Source organism: Martelella alba (assembly GCF_005217455.1).
Classification (GTDB): domain Bacteria; phylum Pseudomonadota; class Gammaproteobacteria; order Enterobacterales; family Enterobacteriaceae; genus Acerihabitans.
On sequence record NZ_SZPQ01000009.1, the window covers coordinates 32538 to 49517 of the forward strand.

Annotated in this window: 12 protein-coding genes; 11 read left to right on the top strand and 1 reads right to left on the bottom strand. The window is 58.3% G+C overall.

Features of this window, described 5'->3' with window-relative positions:
- The first annotated feature begins 7 nt into the window (after positions 1–7).
- The 8 genes from csrD to tldD all read left to right on the top strand — a co-directional run bounded on the left by csrD (position 8) and on the right by tldD (position 12592).
- Positions 8–1936 carry an RNase E specificity factor CsrD gene (gene csrD / locus FCN80_RS07905; RefSeq protein WP_136989621.1) on the top strand — a complete coding sequence of 643 codons (1929 nt, stop codon included), beginning with the start codon at positions 8–10 and terminating at the stop codon, positions 1934–1936.
- A 443-nt stretch (positions 1937–2379) separates the two neighbouring features.
- On the top strand, positions 2380–3423 hold the full coding sequence (gene mreB, locus FCN80_RS07910; RefSeq protein WP_004385136.1) for a rod shape-determining protein MreB: 1044 nt from the start codon (positions 2380–2382) through the stop codon (positions 3421–3423).
- Between the two features lie 94 nt (positions 3424–3517).
- Positions 3518–4522, top strand: a complete 1005-nt coding sequence (gene mreC, locus FCN80_RS07915) for a rod shape-determining protein MreC (protein ID WP_136989622.1) — start codon at positions 3518–3520, stop codon at positions 4520–4522.
- On the top strand, positions 4519–5007 hold the full coding sequence (gene mreD, locus FCN80_RS07920; protein WP_136989623.1) for a rod shape-determining protein MreD: 489 nt from the start codon (positions 4519–4521) through the stop codon (positions 5005–5007). Before mreC ends, mreD begins: the two co-directional genes overlap by 4 nt.
- 7 nt (positions 5008–5014) lie before the next feature.
- Positions 5015–5584: a Maf family protein gene (locus tag FCN80_RS07925; RefSeq protein ID WP_136989624.1), complete on the top strand. Its 570-nt coding sequence runs from the start codon at positions 5015–5017 to the stop codon at positions 5582–5584.
- 13 nt (positions 5585–5597) lie between these two features.
- A complete protein-coding gene (rng, locus tag FCN80_RS07930; RefSeq protein WP_136989625.1) occupies positions 5598–7067 on the top strand; it encodes a ribonuclease G in 1470 nt (489 codons plus the stop codon).
- 90 nt (positions 7068–7157) lie between these two features.
- Entirely contained in the window at positions 7158–10979 is a 3822-nt protein-coding gene (gene yhdP, locus FCN80_RS07935; protein ID WP_136989626.1) for an AsmA2 domain-containing protein YhdP, read from the top strand.
- Positions 10980–11146: 167 nt separating this feature from the next.
- Positions 11147–12592, top strand: a complete 1446-nt coding sequence (gene tldD, locus FCN80_RS07940; RefSeq protein WP_136989627.1) for a metalloprotease TldD — start codon at positions 11147–11149, stop codon at positions 12590–12592.
- Positions 12593–12594: 2 nt separating this feature from the next.
- Here tldD and aaeR read toward each other — a convergent pair whose 3' ends face one another.
- Entirely contained in the window at positions 12595–13521 is a 927-nt protein-coding gene (aaeR, locus tag FCN80_RS07945) for an HTH-type transcriptional activator AaeR (RefSeq protein WP_136989628.1), read from the bottom strand.
- A 339-nt stretch (positions 13522–13860) separates the two neighbouring features.
- Between aaeR and aaeX the strand changes: the two genes are divergently transcribed.
- The 3 genes from aaeX to aaeB are packed head-to-tail and all read left to right on the top strand — an operon-like array spanning position 13861 to position 16972.
- A complete protein-coding gene (aaeX, locus tag FCN80_RS07950; RefSeq protein WP_136989629.1) occupies positions 13861–14064 on the top strand; it encodes a p-hydroxybenzoic acid efflux pump operon protein AaeX in 204 nt (67 codons plus the stop codon).
- Between the two features lie 7 nt (positions 14065–14071).
- Positions 14072–15004, top strand: a complete 933-nt coding sequence (gene aaeA / locus FCN80_RS07955) for a p-hydroxybenzoic acid efflux pump subunit AaeA (RefSeq protein WP_136989630.1) — start codon at positions 14072–14074, stop codon at positions 15002–15004.
- 9 nt (positions 15005–15013) lie between these two features.
- The gene (gene aaeB / locus FCN80_RS07960; protein ID WP_136989631.1) at positions 15014–16972 is read left to right on the top strand and encodes a p-hydroxybenzoic acid efflux pump subunit AaeB; all 1959 of its coding nucleotides are present in this window, start codon (positions 15014–15016) and stop codon (positions 16970–16972) included.
- The last annotated feature ends 8 nt before the right edge of the window (positions 16973–16980 follow it).

Genomic DNA, 16980 nt, shown 5'->3' on the forward strand with positions numbered 1-16980 from the left:
CTCAGGGATGCGATTGATCGTCAGACTTTCCGCAATGATGGCCTTATTATGCTCGCTGGTGACGTTACTGATCCTGTCGGGCAGCGCGTTGAGTTTCTTCTATCTCAGCCAAAGCCGGACCGAGCGCCAGTTCGCGGCGCTGGCGACTACCCTGGACAAAGCCCTCGATGATCAGCCGCCGCCGGCGCTCGCCCGCTGGCTGCCTTATGCCTTAAACAGCAGCGGCGTCGAGCAACTGATTATCCGCCGGGGCGGGCATATCGTCTATCACTACTCCGCGCCGGCGGATATCGGTTCGCCATCCTACGGGCAACGCCCGCGACGGCTGGCGCTGGCGCATCATCCCGAATACCAGGTGCTGGCGAGCTACCCTATTGTGCCCCTTGCGGAAGTCCGCACGCCGGGCGTCACAGCGCCGGTGGGCGCCGCCATTATCGCCATCGTGCTGGCGCTGCTGACCGTTGTCCATTGGCTGCGACGGCAGATACGACCCCAGGAGTCGCTGGAATCCCGGGCGCGGCGAATTATCCACGGCGAACGGGACACGGTGCGGGAGTCCGCCGGCGAGTCTTCCTCGCTAACCGGCCATGCCATCGATCGGCTGCTAAACGATTTGGCCCAGGCGCGGGAGCAACGCGGCCGGGTCGATATCCTTATCCGGGCCTTTGCCGCCCGCGATGCCAAAACCGGGCTCAGCAACAGGCTGTTTTTCGACAGTCAACTGGCCTTGCAACTGGATGATAGCCAGGAATCCGGACCGTATGGCGCGGTACTGCTGCTGCGTTCGCCGGACGGCGAAATTTTTGAGGGCCGGGTGGGCAAAACGCCGGAAAACGATCTGTTCCATCTGTTTATCGATGGGATTTCCGCCTGCGCCAAGCGCTACCCCGACGCGCTGCTGGCGCGCTATTTCCAGGGCGATCTGGCTTTGCTGCTGCCGCACGGCTCCCTTAAGGAAGCGGAATCCCTGGCCGCGCAATGCATCGGCGCGCTAACGACGTTGACCGGCCTGCCGGCGGGGCGGCGGGAGAATGTGCTGAACATCGGCATTTGTCTGTATCGGCGCGGGCAGGCCGCGGTGGACGTCATGGAGGCCGCGGAGCAGGCGGTGCGCGAAGCGGTGTTGCAAGGGGGCAATACCTGGTCGGTGTATGGCGGCCGGCAGCCGGGGCCGGCGCGCGGCAGCGTCAAATGGCGTACCTTGCTGGAACGCACGCTGTCGCAAGGCGGGCCGCGGCTTTTCATTCGTCCCGCCTTCGATAGTCGCGGGCAACCTGATCATCTGGTTATCATCAATCGCATCATCGATGGGGACGAGACGGTGGCCTCCGCCGAGTTTTTACCCCTGTATCGCCAGTTGGGCCGGCTGACGGATTACGACCGTTTACAACTGAACCGGACCATTGCGCTGCTGGATCAACTGCCGCAGCAAGTCCTGTCGATTACCGTGAGCGCCGATTCGCTAATGCAACAGGCATTCGTCGTGTGGCTGCGCGATACGTTGATGCAGTGCGGTAAATCGCAGCGACAGCACATAATGTTTGAACTTGTCGAGGCCGATCTGTGTCAACACTTGGGTCAATTACGGCCGGCATTGCGTTTGCTGACCGGTTTGGGCTGCCGTCTGACGGTGTCGCAGGCCGGACTGACCATGGTCAGTACCGCTTATATTACCGCCGTGCCGGTGACGCTTCTCAAGCTGCATCCCGGATTGGTAAGGGATATCGATCGGCGCGCGGAAAACCGGCTGTTTGTGCAAAGCCTCTCGGAAGCCTGCCTCGGTACGCCGACGCGGGTTTACGCCACCGGCGTCAAAACCCAGTCGGAATGGCAAACCCTGACCGATCATGCCGTGGCGGGGGGCCAGGGCGATTTTTTCGCGCCGTTGACGCCGTTGGATCAGGTGGTAAAAAAATATTCACGCCGGAACGCGTGAACAGTATAAAAGTTCGGGAAAAATAACGTACAATAACGCCCATTAACCAACTTGGTTAGTAGGCACTTACATTGCCTGGGATCAGGTTAACCGTGAGATTTTCCGCTTGGCGCGCTCGCCATCCATCGCAGGCAGGAGAGTCGTTATCACGGCGCGCCTGGCATAAAACCGCGCAGGGACTTATACCCGTGATATGTCGAGTCGCGGCAAGACGGCGGCCCGGCGGTTCCCGGACGGCTTGGACAACCAGGTGGCCGTGACCGGCGCGGGGAGCCGACAAAGCGTCGGCTTGAAGGAATCAGGGTATATACGGTATGTGGAAATATTAACGGGACCATTTTTTCATTGAAGTAGCGCTTCTTTGCGCCTTGTCGCTGCTTCTCGTGGTTGGTAAAGTAGGCGGATTTTATCTTCGCCCCAGCTTGCAGGATTATCCTTCAGTTATGTTTAAAAAATTTCGTGGCATGTTTTCCAACGACTTGTCCATCGACCTGGGTACCGCCAATACCCTGATTTATGTGAAAGGACAGGGCATTGTCCTCAATGAACCTTCCGTCGTCGCGATTCGCCAGGATCGCGCCGGCTCGCCGAAAAGCGTCGCTGCCGTAGGCCATGAAGCCAAACAGATGCTGGGCCGCACTCCCGGCAACATCGCGGCGATTCGGCCGATGAAAGATGGCGTCATCGCCGACTTTTTCGTCACCGAGAAAATGCTTCAGCACTTCATCAAGCAAGTTCACAGCAACAGTTTTATGCGCCCGAGTCCCCGGGTGCTGGTTTGCGTACCGGTGGGGGCGACCCAGGTTGAGCGCCGCGCCATTCGCGAATCGGCCCAGGGCGCGGGCGCCCGCGAGGTTTTTCTGATTGAGGAACCCATGGCCGCGGCCATTGGCGCCGGTCTGCCGGTTTCGGAAGCCACCGGCTCAATGGTGGTGGATATCGGCGGCGGTACCACTGAAGTCGCGGTCATCTCCCTGAACGGCGTGGTCTATTCCTCTTCGGTGCGAATTGGCGGCGACCGTTTTGATGAGGCTATTATTAACTATGTGCGCCGCAATTACGGATCGCTTATCGGCGAAGCCACCGCGGAGCGCATCAAACATGAAATCGGCTCCGCCTATCCGGGCGACGAGGTCAGGGAAATCGAAGTGCGCGGTCGTAATCTGGCCGAAGGGGTGCCACGGGGCTTTACCCTGAACTCCAACGAAATCCTGGAAGCGTTGCAGGAGCCTTTGACCGGTATCGTCAGCGCGGTGATGGTGGCGCTGGAACAATGTCCCCCGGAACTGGCCTCCGATATTTCGGAACGGGGCATGGTATTGACCGGTGGCGGCGCGTTGCTGCGCAATCTTGACCGCCTGCTGATGGAAGAAACCGGTATTCCTGTCGTGGTGGCGGAAGATCCCTTGACTTGCGTCGCCCGCGGCGGCGGCAAAGCCCTGGAGATGATCGACATGCACGGCGGCGATTTGTTCAGCGAAGAATAACCTGCCTCGAAAAGGGGGGAACCGCCCGGGTGAACGCTGATATTTTTCATCCTGGCCGGCGCCCCCCTTTTTTGTTGAGGAACTTGCAAAGCTTATGAAGCCGATTTTCAGCAGGGGCCCTTCTCTGCAACTCCGTTTGTTCCTGGCCGTGCTGGTTGCCGGCGCGGTGATATTCGCCGATAGCCGGCTTGGGACGTTCGTCCAGATCCGCACCTATATGGACACCGCCGTAAGTCCTTTTTATTTTCTGGCCAACGGCCCGCGTAAAATGCTGGATAATCTCTCCCAGACTTTAGCCTCGCGGGACCAGTTGGAACTGGAAAACCATGCGCTGCGCCAGGATCTGCTGCAAAAAAACAGCGAATTGCTGTTGCTCGGACAGTATCGCCAGGAAAACGCCCGCCTGCGGGAATTGCTGGGGTCGCCGTTGCGCCAGGACGAACAAAAAATGGTGGCGCAGGTCTTATCCACCAGCACCGATCCATACAGCGATCAAGTGGTCATTGATAAAGGATTGGATAATGGCGTCTATGTGGGGCAGCCGGTTATCAGCGATAAGGGCGTAGTCGGGCAGGTGGTGGCCGCCGGCAAATTCACCAGCCGGGTGCTGCTGATTTGCGATGCCTCGCACGCGTTGCCGATCCAGGTCCTGCGCAACGATATCCGGGTCATCGTGGCCGGCAATGGCTGTAGCGAGGATTTGCAACTGGAGCATCTGCCCGCCAATACCGATATTCGCGTCGGCGACGTGCTGGTGACTTCCGGACTTGGCGGCCGTTTCCCGGAGGGTTATCCGGTAGCGGTGGTGTCGTCGGTGAAAGTCGATACGCAACGGGCCTATACCGTGATCCAGGCGCGTCCCACGGCCCAATTGCGCCGTCTGCGCTATTTACTGCTGCTTTGGGGCGCCGATCCGCGCGGCGAGGTGCCCCTGCCACCGGCCGAGGTCCATCGGGTGGCGAATGAGCGGCTCATGCAGATGATGCCGCAAGTATTGCCGACTCAGGAAATCATGGGACCGACGGCGCCCGCCGCGCCGCCGTCGCCGGACGGCTCCGCCCCGTCTTCGGCCAGCCCGCCATCCGGGGCCAACCCATGAACCGGTATAACCGTAATGGCACATGGGTCATTTGGTTGTCGTTCCTGGTCGCGATCATTTTGCAAATCATGCCCTGGCCGGATCAGCTTTACCTTTTCCGGCCGTCGTGGCTCAGCCTGGTGCTGATTTACTGGGTGATGGCCATTCCGCATCGGGTCAATGTCGGTACGGGTTTTTTGCTCGGGCTCATCTTGGATCTGGTGCTGGGGTCCATCTTGGGCGTCAGGGCGCTGGCGCTGAGCATCTTGGCCTATCTGGTGGCGTTCAAGTTTCAGCTATTCAGAAATATGGCGTTATGGCAGCAATCACTGGTGGTGGTTTTGCTGTCGCTCGCGATGCATGTGATCGTGTTCTGGGCGGAATTCCTGGTGATAAATATTTCGTTCAGGCCGGAAATATTCTGGAGTAGCGTGGTGGATGGGGTATTGTGGCCGTGGTTGTTTTTGCTGATGCGCAAAATCCGCCGCCAGTTTTTGGTACAGTGAGGGACGGATGAAGGCAATTTATCTGGCTTCCGGCTCGCCGCGACGTACCGCGTTGCTAAGCTTGCTGGGAGTGTCTTTCGATGTTCTGCATGCGCCGGTGGCCGAACAACGCATGCCCGACGAGGCCGCGGCGGATTACGTGCAACGGCTGGCGCTGGAGAAAGCGCGGGCCGGGGTGGCCATCGCCCCCGAGGCAAGGCCGGTGCTGGGGGCGGATACCATCGTGGTGCTGGATGACGAAATCCTGGAAAAACCCCGCGACGGCGCCGATGCCGCCCGTATGCTGCGTTTGCTGTCCGGCCGGGGCCATCGGGTCATGACCGCCATCGCTGTGGCGGATAAAGCGCGGCAACGGGTTCAACGGGTTGATACCGAGGTGGTTTTCCGGTCATTGTCCAATGAGGATATCGATCGCTATATCGCGTCCGGCGAGCCGATGGACAAAGCGGGCGCTTACGGAATTCAGGGCCTTGGCGGGGCTTTCGTCAGGTCGATTAACGGCAGTTATCACGCCGTGGTGGGATTGCCGCTGGTGGAAACCTCGGAATTACTCTGCCAATTCACGGCGTTAACCTAGGTACGGTGACAACATGGCTGCAGAATTACTGATTAATATCACGCCTTCCGAAACCCGTGTCGCTTATATCGACGGCGGCATCCTACAGGAAATTCACATTGAGCGGGAAGCGCGGCGAGGTATCGTCGGTAATATCTATAAAGGCCGGGTCAGCCGGGTATTGCCGGGGATGCAGGCGGCGTTTGTGGATATCGGCCTGGATAAGGCGGCGTTTTTGCACGCCTCCGACATCATGCCGCATACCGAATGCGTGGCCGGCGAAGAACAGAAAAATTTTCATGTGCGCGATATTGCCGAACTGGTCAGGCAGGGACAGGACATTATGGTGCAGGTGGTCAAAGATCCGCTGGGCACCAAAGGCGCCCGCCTGACCACCGATATTACGCTGCCGTCCCGCTACCTGGTGTTTATGCCGGGCGCGGCCCATGTCGGCGTATCTCAACGTATCGACAGCGAAGAAGAGCGCGAACGGCTCAAACGCGTGGTGGCCGATTACTGCGATGATCAGGGGGGGTTTATTATCCGCACCGCCGCCGAAGGGGTCGGCGAGGAGGAACTGTCCCAGGACGCGGCGTTTCTCAAACGCTTATGGAGCAAAGTCACCGAGCGCAAACGGCGCGGCCAGACCCGCTACATGCTATACGGGGAACTGGCGCTGGCGCAACGGGTCCTGCGCGATTTCGCCGGCGCCGCGCTCGATCGTATCCGGGTGGATTCACGCCTTACCTACGATTTGCTGGTGGATTTCACCGGCGAATATATACCGGAAATGACCCACAAGCTGGAGCATTACAACGGCAAACAACCCATATTCGATCTGTATGATGTCGAAAACGAAATACAGCGCTCCCTGGAACGTAAAGTCGAACTCAAGTCCGGCGGCTATCTGATTATCGATCAGACCGAGGCCATGACCACCATCGATATCAACACCGGCGCTTTCGTCGGGCATCGCAATCTCGACGAAACCATCTTCAATACCAATATTGAGGCGACCCAGGCCATTGCCCGCCAGCTCCGGCTGCGTAATCTGGGCGGCATTATCATTATCGACTTTATTGATATGAACAACGAGGAGCATCGACGGCGGGTACTGCATTCCCTGGAGCAGGCGTTGAGCAAGGATAGGGTTAAAACGGGCATTAACGGCTTTTCCCAGCTCGGCCTGGTGGAAATGACCCGCAAGCGGACCCGTGAAAGTATTGAACATATCCTTTGCAGCGAGTGTCCTACCTGTCATGGCCGCGGTACGGTGAAAACCATCGAAACCGTATGCTACGAAATTATGCGGGAGATTGTGCGGGTGCATCATGCCTATGATTCCGATCGCTTTCTGGTCTATGCTTCGCCGACGGTGGGCGAGGCATTGAAAAGCGACGAGTCCCATGCGCTGGCGGAGGTGGAGATTTTCGTCGGTAAACAGGTCAAAGTTCAGATTGAACCGCTTTACAGTCAGGAACAGTTTGATGTAGTCATGATGTAGGCCGGGCGCCATCTTTGCCGACGCCGCGGCCGGGAACAGAAATGGGGCCCTTCGCCTAAGCGAAGGGCGACGGGATGCAAGGAGAAAGGCTTGAAGCGACTGCCGGGGATATTGCTGGCCCTAAGTGCAACCCTCATTGTCCTGGTGGCGTTGGCGGTGAGCGCGCTGCGTTTGGCCCTCCCTTATCTGGATTCGTTCCGGCCGCAGATTCTTCGGCAAATCAATTCCGCCTACGGTTTAAACGTCACCGCCGGCGAAATGCACGGCAGTTGGCAGTCTTTCGGCCCGACGTTGGAGATTCGCAATCTCACATCGGAGACTGACCAGGAAACGCTGGCTATCCGGCGGGTTACGGTGGCGCTGAACGTTTGGCAATCCCTTTTGCATTGGCGCTGGCAATTCCGGGATGTCACCTTCTATCATTTACATCTCGATCTCAATGCCACGCTGCTTGGCCGGGATCGCCAGGGCAGCCCCATTAAATCCGACGAACTGTCCGATCTGCTGTTCCGGCAATTCGATCATTTCATTTTGCGCGACAGCGAAGTGTCGTTTTTGACGCCCTCCGGCGAGCGCAGCACGCTGTCGGTGCCGTCCCTGACCTGGCTCAATACCCGCCAGCGCCACCGGGCCGAAGGTGAAATCAGCCTGTCGAACAGGGTGTCGCCGCAAGGCGCCATCCAGTTGCGTATGGATTTGAACGATGAAAGCGGCTTGCTCGATAACGGCACGGTCTACCTACGGGCGGACGATATCGATCTGAAGCCGTGGTTCAGTCAGTGGCTGCGCGACCAGACCGGCTTGAAAAACACTGATTTCAGCCTGGCCGCCTGGATTCATCTAAAAAAGGGCAATATCGCCGGCGGCGACATGATGCTATCGCGGGGCCTGGCTGAGTGGGCGGATGGCGATAAGCCTCACCGGCTGGATGTGACGAATTTGTTTATGCACCTGAGCCGGCGCAACGAGGGTTGGCAACTGGATATCCCGAAGCTGGATATCGCCACCGACGGCGACGCCTGGCTGCCGGGGGCTTTATCGCTTTATTGGCAACCGGAGAAAAACCATCTGTTTTCCCCGGATCAAGCCAGCGAAATTCACATCCGCGCCCGACAGCTGCGTCTGGAGCGCTTCGCGCCGTTTCTCTCGCTGGCCTCGTTCGTGACGCCCAACCTGCGCGATCGCTGGCGGGATTTGCAGCCGAAGGGCGATTTGACGACCCTTGCCATGGATATCCCCCTCAGGCATCCGGAAAAGACCCGATTCCAGGCCAATTGGCGCGATATCAGCTGGCGGCAGTGGCAGCTACTGCCCGGCGCCGATCATGTCACCGGCTCGGCGTCCGGTACGCTGGAAAACGGCCGGCTAACCCTGGCGCTGGATAACAGCACCCTGCCTTACCAGGGTATGTTCCATGCGCCGCTTAGCGTGCGGCAGGCCAGAGCCAGTCTCCATTGGCGCGATGATGCCCAGGGGCTGGCGTTATGGGGGGAGAATCTCGATGTGCGCGCCGACGCCCTGTGGCTGACCGGCGATTTCTATTTCCACCAGCCGGCCGGGGGCGAGCCCTGGCTGGATATTCTCTCCGGCATACGCCTGTATGATGCCGCCCAGGCCTGGCGCTACTTCCCCGAACCACTGATGGGGCCGCATCTGGTCAAGTATCTGACCGGCGCGCTGAAAGGCGGTCGGGTGGATAATGCCACATTGGTGTTCGCCGGCAATCCGAAACAATTCCCCTTTCGGCACAATGACGGCCAGTTCGAGGTGTGGGTACCCCTGCGCCAGGCCGATTACGAATTCGAACCGGGCTGGCCGCATCTGACCCCTCTGGATATCGACCTGGATTTCGTGAACGACGGTCTGTTTATGCGAGCGCCGCAAACACAGTTGGGCGAGGCGACGGGTCGCGATATCGTGGCCGCCATCCCCGATTATTCCAAGGAATTGCTGTTGATTGACGGGGACATCAACGGCACCGGCAAGGCTATCGGCGACTATTTCAACCAGACGCCGTTGCAAAACTCCTTGGGCGCCGCTTTGCAGGAATTGCAGGTAGGCGGTAATGTCAGTGGGGACTTACATCTCGATATCCCCTTGGATGGGCAGCCAACAGTGGCCTCCGGTCGGGTCAATCTGCATAACAACAGTCTTTTTATCAAACCGTTGGGCACGGCGTTAAAAGACTTGAACGGGCAGTTTCGCTATCGTAACGGGGATTTGGACAGCGACGGGCTGAAGGCCCAATGGTTGGGACAACCGGTGAACATCGCGTTCAGTACCGCCGAACAGCCGCAAGCTTTCGACATTAATGTCGGTATGCAAGGCAACTGGGCCGTCGACCGGCTGCCCGGTATCCCCGCGCCCTTTGTGAAGCCCCTTAACGGGCAGGCGGCCTGGCAAAGCGCGATTGCCGTGACCGTTCCGGCCAAGGGCAAGACGTCCTATAAAATCGATTTGACCGGCGATCTTCGGGAAGTAAGCAGCCACTTGCCTGCGCCGCTGGATAAGCAAGGCGGCAAGGCCTTTCCCCTGACGGTCAATGTCGCCGGCGATTTGGCCGGTTTTACGCTCAGCGGCAGCGCCGCCGGTAATCAATTCAATTCCCAATGGCTGATGGGCCGACAGATTACGTTGGCGCGGGGCGCCTGGAGTCACGGCGGCGGCAAAATTCCGCCGTTGCCGGCCGATAAAAGCCTGACGTTGGATCTGCCGCCGCTGGACGGGGAACAGTGGCTGGCGTTGATGACGCCGCAATCACGCACCGCGGGCAAGGCGGTGGTCAGCCGGTTCCGTTTTCCCGAGGCGTTAACGCTGAAAACACCGTTATTGACCCTGGGCGGCCAGCAGTGGCACGAGTTGTCGCTGACTCGCCGCGATATCGCCGGCGGCAGCGCCGTCGCTCTTCAGGGACGGGAAGTCAGGGGGACGCTGTCCATGATGGATCAAGGCCCGTGGCGGGCCGACCTGGATTATCTTTATTACAACCCGCTGTGGCCGAAAAACAGTCATACCTCCGGCGGCGATAGTCGGGATTCGTTATTTGGCGGCGATACCGCCCAGCCTTTCGCCGACTGGCCGGCATTACAACTGCGCTGCCGGGAATGCTGGCTGCTGGGCCAAAACCTGGGCCGGGTGGAAGGGGATTTCACGCCGCACCAGGACAGTCTGTCATTGGATCACGGTACGGTGGATACCGGCAAATCCTTGCTGACGCTGACCGGCACCTGGACGCGACGCGGTTCGCAAAACCAGACCGGTGTAAAAGGCCAGCTCAGCGGCAAAGATATCGGCGCGGCCAACGATTATGTCGGCATTGATACGCCGTTGCGCAACGCGCCTTTCAAAGTGGATTATGACCTGCATTGGCAGTCCGCTCCCTGGGATGTGGACATTCCCACGCTAAACGGGGTGCTGCACGCCAATCTGGGCAAAGGCAAAATCGACAACATCAGCAGCGGCCGGGCCGGCCGACTATTGCGGCTGGTGAGCTTTGACGCGCTGCTGCGCAAACTGCAATTTGATTTCAGCGACACATTCGGCAAAGGGTTCTATTTCGATTCCATTAAAGGTACCGCCTGGCTGAAGTCCGGCGTACTGCACACCAGTGATTTGCTGGTGGACGGCCTTGAGGCGGATATCGCCATGTCAGGCCAGGTGGACCTGAACGCCCAGAAAATCGATATGGAAGCGGTCATCGCCCCGGAAATTTCCGCTACCGTCGGGGTCGCCACCGCCTTTGCCATCAATCCTGTGGTCGGCGCCGCGGTGTTTGCCGCCAGCAAGGTGCTGGCGCCTTTATGGAACAAGATATCGGTCATTCGCTACCATATCAGCGGCAGCCTGGATCAGCCCAAAATTCAGGAAGTCCTGCGTCAGCCGCGTCAGCCGTCGTCAAGCAAGGGTAAATAATGACGGTTATTTGACGCCGGCGGCGAATTGCCGCAGTCTATAGACTACGAGGTCGTTCAAGTTGCATCAAAGAAGCCACTTGACGTGCGACGAGACTCCCTGATAACGGTCGCGGCGCGTCGTCCAGCCGCTGCTGGCCATTTCACCCAATATAAGTGTGTAAAACTATGAGTCTGACATTAGTCAGTGAACATCTGCTTTCAGCCAACAACCTGAGCCACAACGATCTGTTTAACCTATTGGAACAGATGACCGAGCGCCGTCTGGACTATGCCGATTTGTATTTTCAGGCCAGTTACCATGAAGCCTGGGTAATTGAAGACGGTATCATCAAAGACGGCTCTTATAACATCGACCAGGGCGTGGGGGTGCGCGCCGTCAGCGGCGAAAAAACCGGTTTCGCCTATGCCGATCAGCTTACCCTGAATGCCTTGACCCTAAGCGTTAATGCCGCGCGCAGCATTGTCAACGAGCACGGCGACGGCCGGGTGCGCACGTTGGGCGAAGTGCCTTATCGTCAACTGTATCCGGTGCTCGATCCCCTGGGCAGCCTGCCGCGGGAAGAGAAAATCGCGCTCTTGCATCGGGTTGATCAAGCGGCGCGCGGCGCCGATCCCCGGGTCCGGGAGGTCAATGCCAGCTTGTCCGGTGTTTACGAGCAGGTTTTGGTCGCCGCCAGCGACGGTACCCTGGCGGCGGACATCCGTCCGTTGGTGCGGTTGTCCATCAGCGTGCAGGTAGAGCAGGACGGTAAGCGCGAACGGGGTTCCAGCGGCGGCGGCGGCCGATTTGGCTATGAGTATTTCCTGGCCGACGAGAACGGTGAAATACGGGCCGAGAACTGGGCGAGGGAAGCGGTGCGCATCGCGCTGGTGAATTTGTCGGCCGTCGCGGCGCCCGCCGGAGCCATGCCGGTGGTACTGGGCGCGGGCTGGCCCGGCGTGCTGCTGCATGAAGCCGTGGGCCACGGTCTGGAAGGGGATTTCAACCGACGGGGAACATCGGTGTTCAGCGGGCAGATGGGCAAGCTCGTGGCCTCGCCCCTATGTACTGTGGTGGACGACGGCACGCTGTCCGGACGGCGGGGGTCGCTGGCGGTGGATGACGAAGGCGTGCCGGGACAATATAATCTGCTGATTGAAAACGGCGTGCTTAAAGGCTATATGCAGGATAAGCTCAATGCCCGCCTGATGGGCGTGCCGCCCACCGGCAACGGTCGGCGCGAGTCCTATGCCCATTTGCCGATGCCCAGAATGACCAATACCTATATGCTGGCGGGCCGATCCACGCCGGACGAAATCATCGAAAGCGTCGAATACGGTCTGTATGCCCCCAATTTCGGCGGCGGCCAGGTAGATATCACCTCGGGCAAATTCGTGTTTTCCACGTCGGAAGCCTATCTTATCGAAAAAGGCCGCATCGCCAGTCCGGTAAAAGGCGCGACCCTGATCGGCTCCGGTATGGAGGCGATGCAGCAGATCTCCATGGTGGGCAATGACCTGGCGCTGGATAAAGGGGTCGGCGTGTGCGGTAAAGAGGGTCAGAGCGTGCCGGTGGGGGTTGGCCAGCCGACCTTAAAGCTGGACAACATCACCGTCGGCGGCACCGCCTGATTTCAGGCGGTGTTATCCCGCCGGAAGGCCTGGTAAATGGCGGTGACGTTTTTGAAGTAATCCTGAAGAGCGTTAATGCACACCTGTACCTTAAGCGGCAAATTGTTCTTTTGGGTATATAAAGCATAGACCGGGCGCGGATCGGACAAATACTGGTTGAACAGAATTTCCACCTCGCCCCGTTTAATTTCCTCCAGTACCCACATCAGCGGAACATAGGCGACACCGGCGCCGGCGGTCAGCCAGCGGATGAGCGTCTGCGAGTCGTTGGTGGCGAAACGTCCCTGGGGGGAGAAACGCAGGGCAATGCCTTCCGGCGCGATCAGTTCGAATTCGCTGTCCGGGCGGACATCGTATTGCAGCCAGGAATAATTGGCGATGTCGCCGGGTTTCTCCGGCGTGCCGTGGGCCGCCAGATAGCTTTTGGCGGCGCAAACCACCATGGGCATGGCGCCCAGCCGCTTGGAAAACAGACTGGAATCGCTCAGGGCGCCGACCCGCACCACCAGATCCAGCCCGTAGGCTATCACATCCGGCGCCGGGATGCCGGTGATCAAATTGACCGACAGCCCGGGATACTCTTTCAGCATATCGGCGGTGATGATCGCCAGTACGTTTTGGGCCATGGTGGAGGAACTGCCGATGCGCAAAGTCCCGATGGGCGTGTTGTTGAAGGCGTAAAGCTGTTCATGGACCGCGGTGAACTCCGCCAGCATTTTCCGGCAGCCCTGGTAATAGATTTTCCCCGCCTCGGTCAAGCCGATGCTGCGGGTACTGCGATTGAGCAGTTTGATCTGCAGTTCGGCTTCCAGCTTCGCCACGGTCTGGCTGACGGAGGAAACGCTCGTTTGCAATTGTCTGGCCGCCGATGTGAAAGATCCCCCTTCCACTACTTGAGCGAACACCATCATACGGTTTAGCCGTTCCATTATTCACTCTGAGTTAAAAGTGATTTAGATCACATTAAGTTGAAACCAGTGGATTATCAGGGATATTATTATGCATCGGTTCATGAGATCGCGCATCATCCCATTATATAAATAGAACTTTTATTAGCGATTAATAAACAGTTACATTTTGGCCGCGGTATTGCCAGTTTGTCTAACCTGTTATGCCCCCTGGTCCGTCCATCGGTACATTTTCCGCTTTTCGACTAGCCTTTCTGATATGACATGATGAATGTCCGGGATCACGGGGAGTGTTGTCGTGGACGGTCAAACCTGTCCCGGCCCCGACGCGCTATCAAGGAAATTGTAAAGGAAAAGGTCATGAGTTTGCTCCCGGTTTTGGTGATCTTCGGCTTATCCTTCCCGCCGGTGGTTTTTGTGCTGGCGGTATCGATGGCGTTGTTTGCGCTGCTGCGCCGTTTACTTCAGCCTACCGGTTTTTACGACTATATCTGGCATCCGGCGCTGTTTAATACGGCGTTGTATTGCTGCATGTATTACCTTGTTTCCGCTCTGTTCGTCTGAGGTTGTTGTGAAAACTATTGCTACAAAAATAATTAAAATATCCATCACCTTGCTGCTGGTCCTGATCGCCGTCATCGCCATTTTCCGGGCCTGGGCCTTTTATACCGAGTCCCCCTGGACTCGCGACGCCAAATTCACCGCCGACGTGGTGGCCATCGCGCCGGATGTCAGCGGCCTTATTAGCGATGTGCGGGTTAGCGATAATCAATTGGTCCGGCGGGGACAAGTTCTGTTCGTGATTGATCAACCCCGTTATCAGCAAGCGCTGGACGAAGCGCAAGCCGACGTGGAGTACTATCAGTCGCTGGCGGACGAGAAACGCCGCGAAGCCGCCCGGCGGCAGCGGTTAGGCACCAACGCCATGTCCCAGGAGGAAATCGATCAATCCAGCAATGACTACATTACCGTCAGCCACCAGTTAGCCAAGGCCATCGCCGAGCGGGACCTGGCAAAACTTGATTTGGATCGCACCGTGGTCCGGGCGCCGGCGGAAGGCTGGATTACCAATCTGACCGTGCATGCCGGCGAATTCATCACCCGCGGCAACGTTTCGGTGGCGCTGGTAAAACGCAATTCGTTTTATCTCTTGGCCTATATGGAAGAAACCAAGCTGGAAAGGATACGGCCGGGTTATCGGGCCGAGATTACGCCCCTGGGGAGTAATCGGGTGATCTACGGTACGGTGGACAGCATTGCCGCCGGGGTGACCAATAGCAGCAGCACGGCGGGCAGCAAAGGGCTGGCGTCGGTGGATTCCAACCTGGAATGGGTGCGGCTGGCGCAACGGGTGCCGGTGAAAATCCATCTTGATAGCCAGCCGGAAAACCAATTCCCGGCCGGCACCACCGCCACGGTAGTGATCACCGGCAGCCGCGATCGGGGGCAAAAAGCGTCGACGCCATTCATTCAGTTTATGCGCCGGCTGCGCGAATTCGGTTAAGTATCCGCTATGTTGCAATCTTTTTTCATTCATTGTCGTTTCGCGCTGAAACTGACCTTCGCCATTTTGCTGGCGTTATTTCTCGGTTTCCACTTTCAATTGGCCACGCCACGCTGGTCAGTGCTGACGGCGGCCATCGTCGCCGCCGGTCCGGCTTTCGCCGCTGGGGGAGAGCCCTTTGCCGGCGCCATCAAATACCGGGGAATACTGCGGATCATCGGCACCTTTCTTGGCTGTTTCGCCGCATTGGCGATTATTACCCTCACCATTCGCGCGCCGGCGGTGATGCTGCTGCTGGCCTGTATTTGGGCCGGAGTATGCACATGGTATTCCACGCTGGTGCGCGTGCAAAATTCCTATGCCCTGGGACTGGCCGGCTATACCGCGCTGATTATCATCATCGGCATTCAATCGCAGCCGCAGGCCGCGCCGCAATACGCCATTGAACGGTGTAGCGAAATCGTTCTGGGCATTGTTTGCGCCATCCTGGCCGACGTGCTGTTTTCGCCGCGTTCGGTCAAGAAGGATATCGATCGGGCGGTGGACCGATTATTGATCGAGCAATATCGACTATTGCGACTGTGTTTATTCAATGCCCCCAGAGAGGAAATCGACGCGTTATGGGGGAATATGGTCAAAGCCATCAATAATCTTGAGGGCATGCGCGCCAATCTGGTGATGGAGTCTTCTCATTGGCCGCGGGTCAACCGGCGTTTAAAGGCATTGCACACACTGGCCTTGACGCTTATCACCCAGTCTTGCGAAACCTATCTGGTGCTGCAGAATCATCTCGATTATGTGCCGCCGTCGCTTCGCATGTTGTTTGACGACTCACTGGAAAGCGTGTCGGATATCCATAAACGGATGAAATTACTGCGTCAGGTCATCGCCACCACGCCGGCCAGGGAAACGCCGCAAACCCTGTATACCTGGGTCGGCGCCGCCACGCGCTTCCTGCTGTTGTCGAAGGGCATAAAAAACAACACCCGGATAAGCCAAGTGGAAGAACAGGTGCTGGTGGATCAGGCCATTATCGTCGCGCCGTCGGCGGAGCGGCATCGCGCCCTGATAAACGGCCTGCGCACCGGCATCGCTACGGCGCTGGGCGGCCTGTTTTGGCTGTGGACCGGCTGGTCGGCGGGCAGCGCCTGTATGGTTATGATAACCGTGGTTACGGCGTTGGCGATGCGCACCCCCAATCCGTTGCTGGTATGCAAGGATTTCGTCATCGGCATGTCCGCCGCGTTGCCCGTCGGCGCGCTGTATTATATGTTTTTGATGCCGGCCAGTCAGCAAAGCCTGCTTCTACTCTGTCTGGCGCTGGGCGCGCTGGCGTTTGTCATTGGTATTGAGGTGCAAAAACGCCGGGTCGGCGCAATGGCCACCTTGGCCGGCACCATCAATATCCTGGTATTGACCAATCCCATGTCGTTCGGCGTAAACACGTTTCTCAATAGCGCCCTGGGCCAGTTGTTCGGCTGCGTTCTGGCCATGCTGATTGTCATGTTGGTGCGGGACGGCTCCAAGGAACGTATCGGCCGCGTGCTGCTAAACCGATTCGTGCTTGGCGCCGTTTCATCCCTTTCCACCAATAAGGCCCGGCGGCAGATCAATTTGCTGCCGGCGCTGTATCAACAACTGTTCCAACTGCTGACGCTGTTTCCCGCCGATATTGATAAATACCGTCTGGCGTTGCAGCTTATCATTAGCCACCAGCGCCTGCGCGTCACTGATATTCCGGTCAATGAGGATCTCTCAGCCTATCACCGGCAGATCCGCGCCACCGCCGATCGTGTTTTAACCGCGCGCAACGAAACCCGTCGCAGCGAGTATTACAATCAATTGATGGGAGAGCTGGATGTCTATCAGCAAAAACTGGCCGGATACCATGCGTCGGCGGCGGTGACCGAGCCGGTGCGCCGGCTGGCCGATACACTGCGCCGTTACCGCCACGCCCTTAGCGAATAGCGTATACT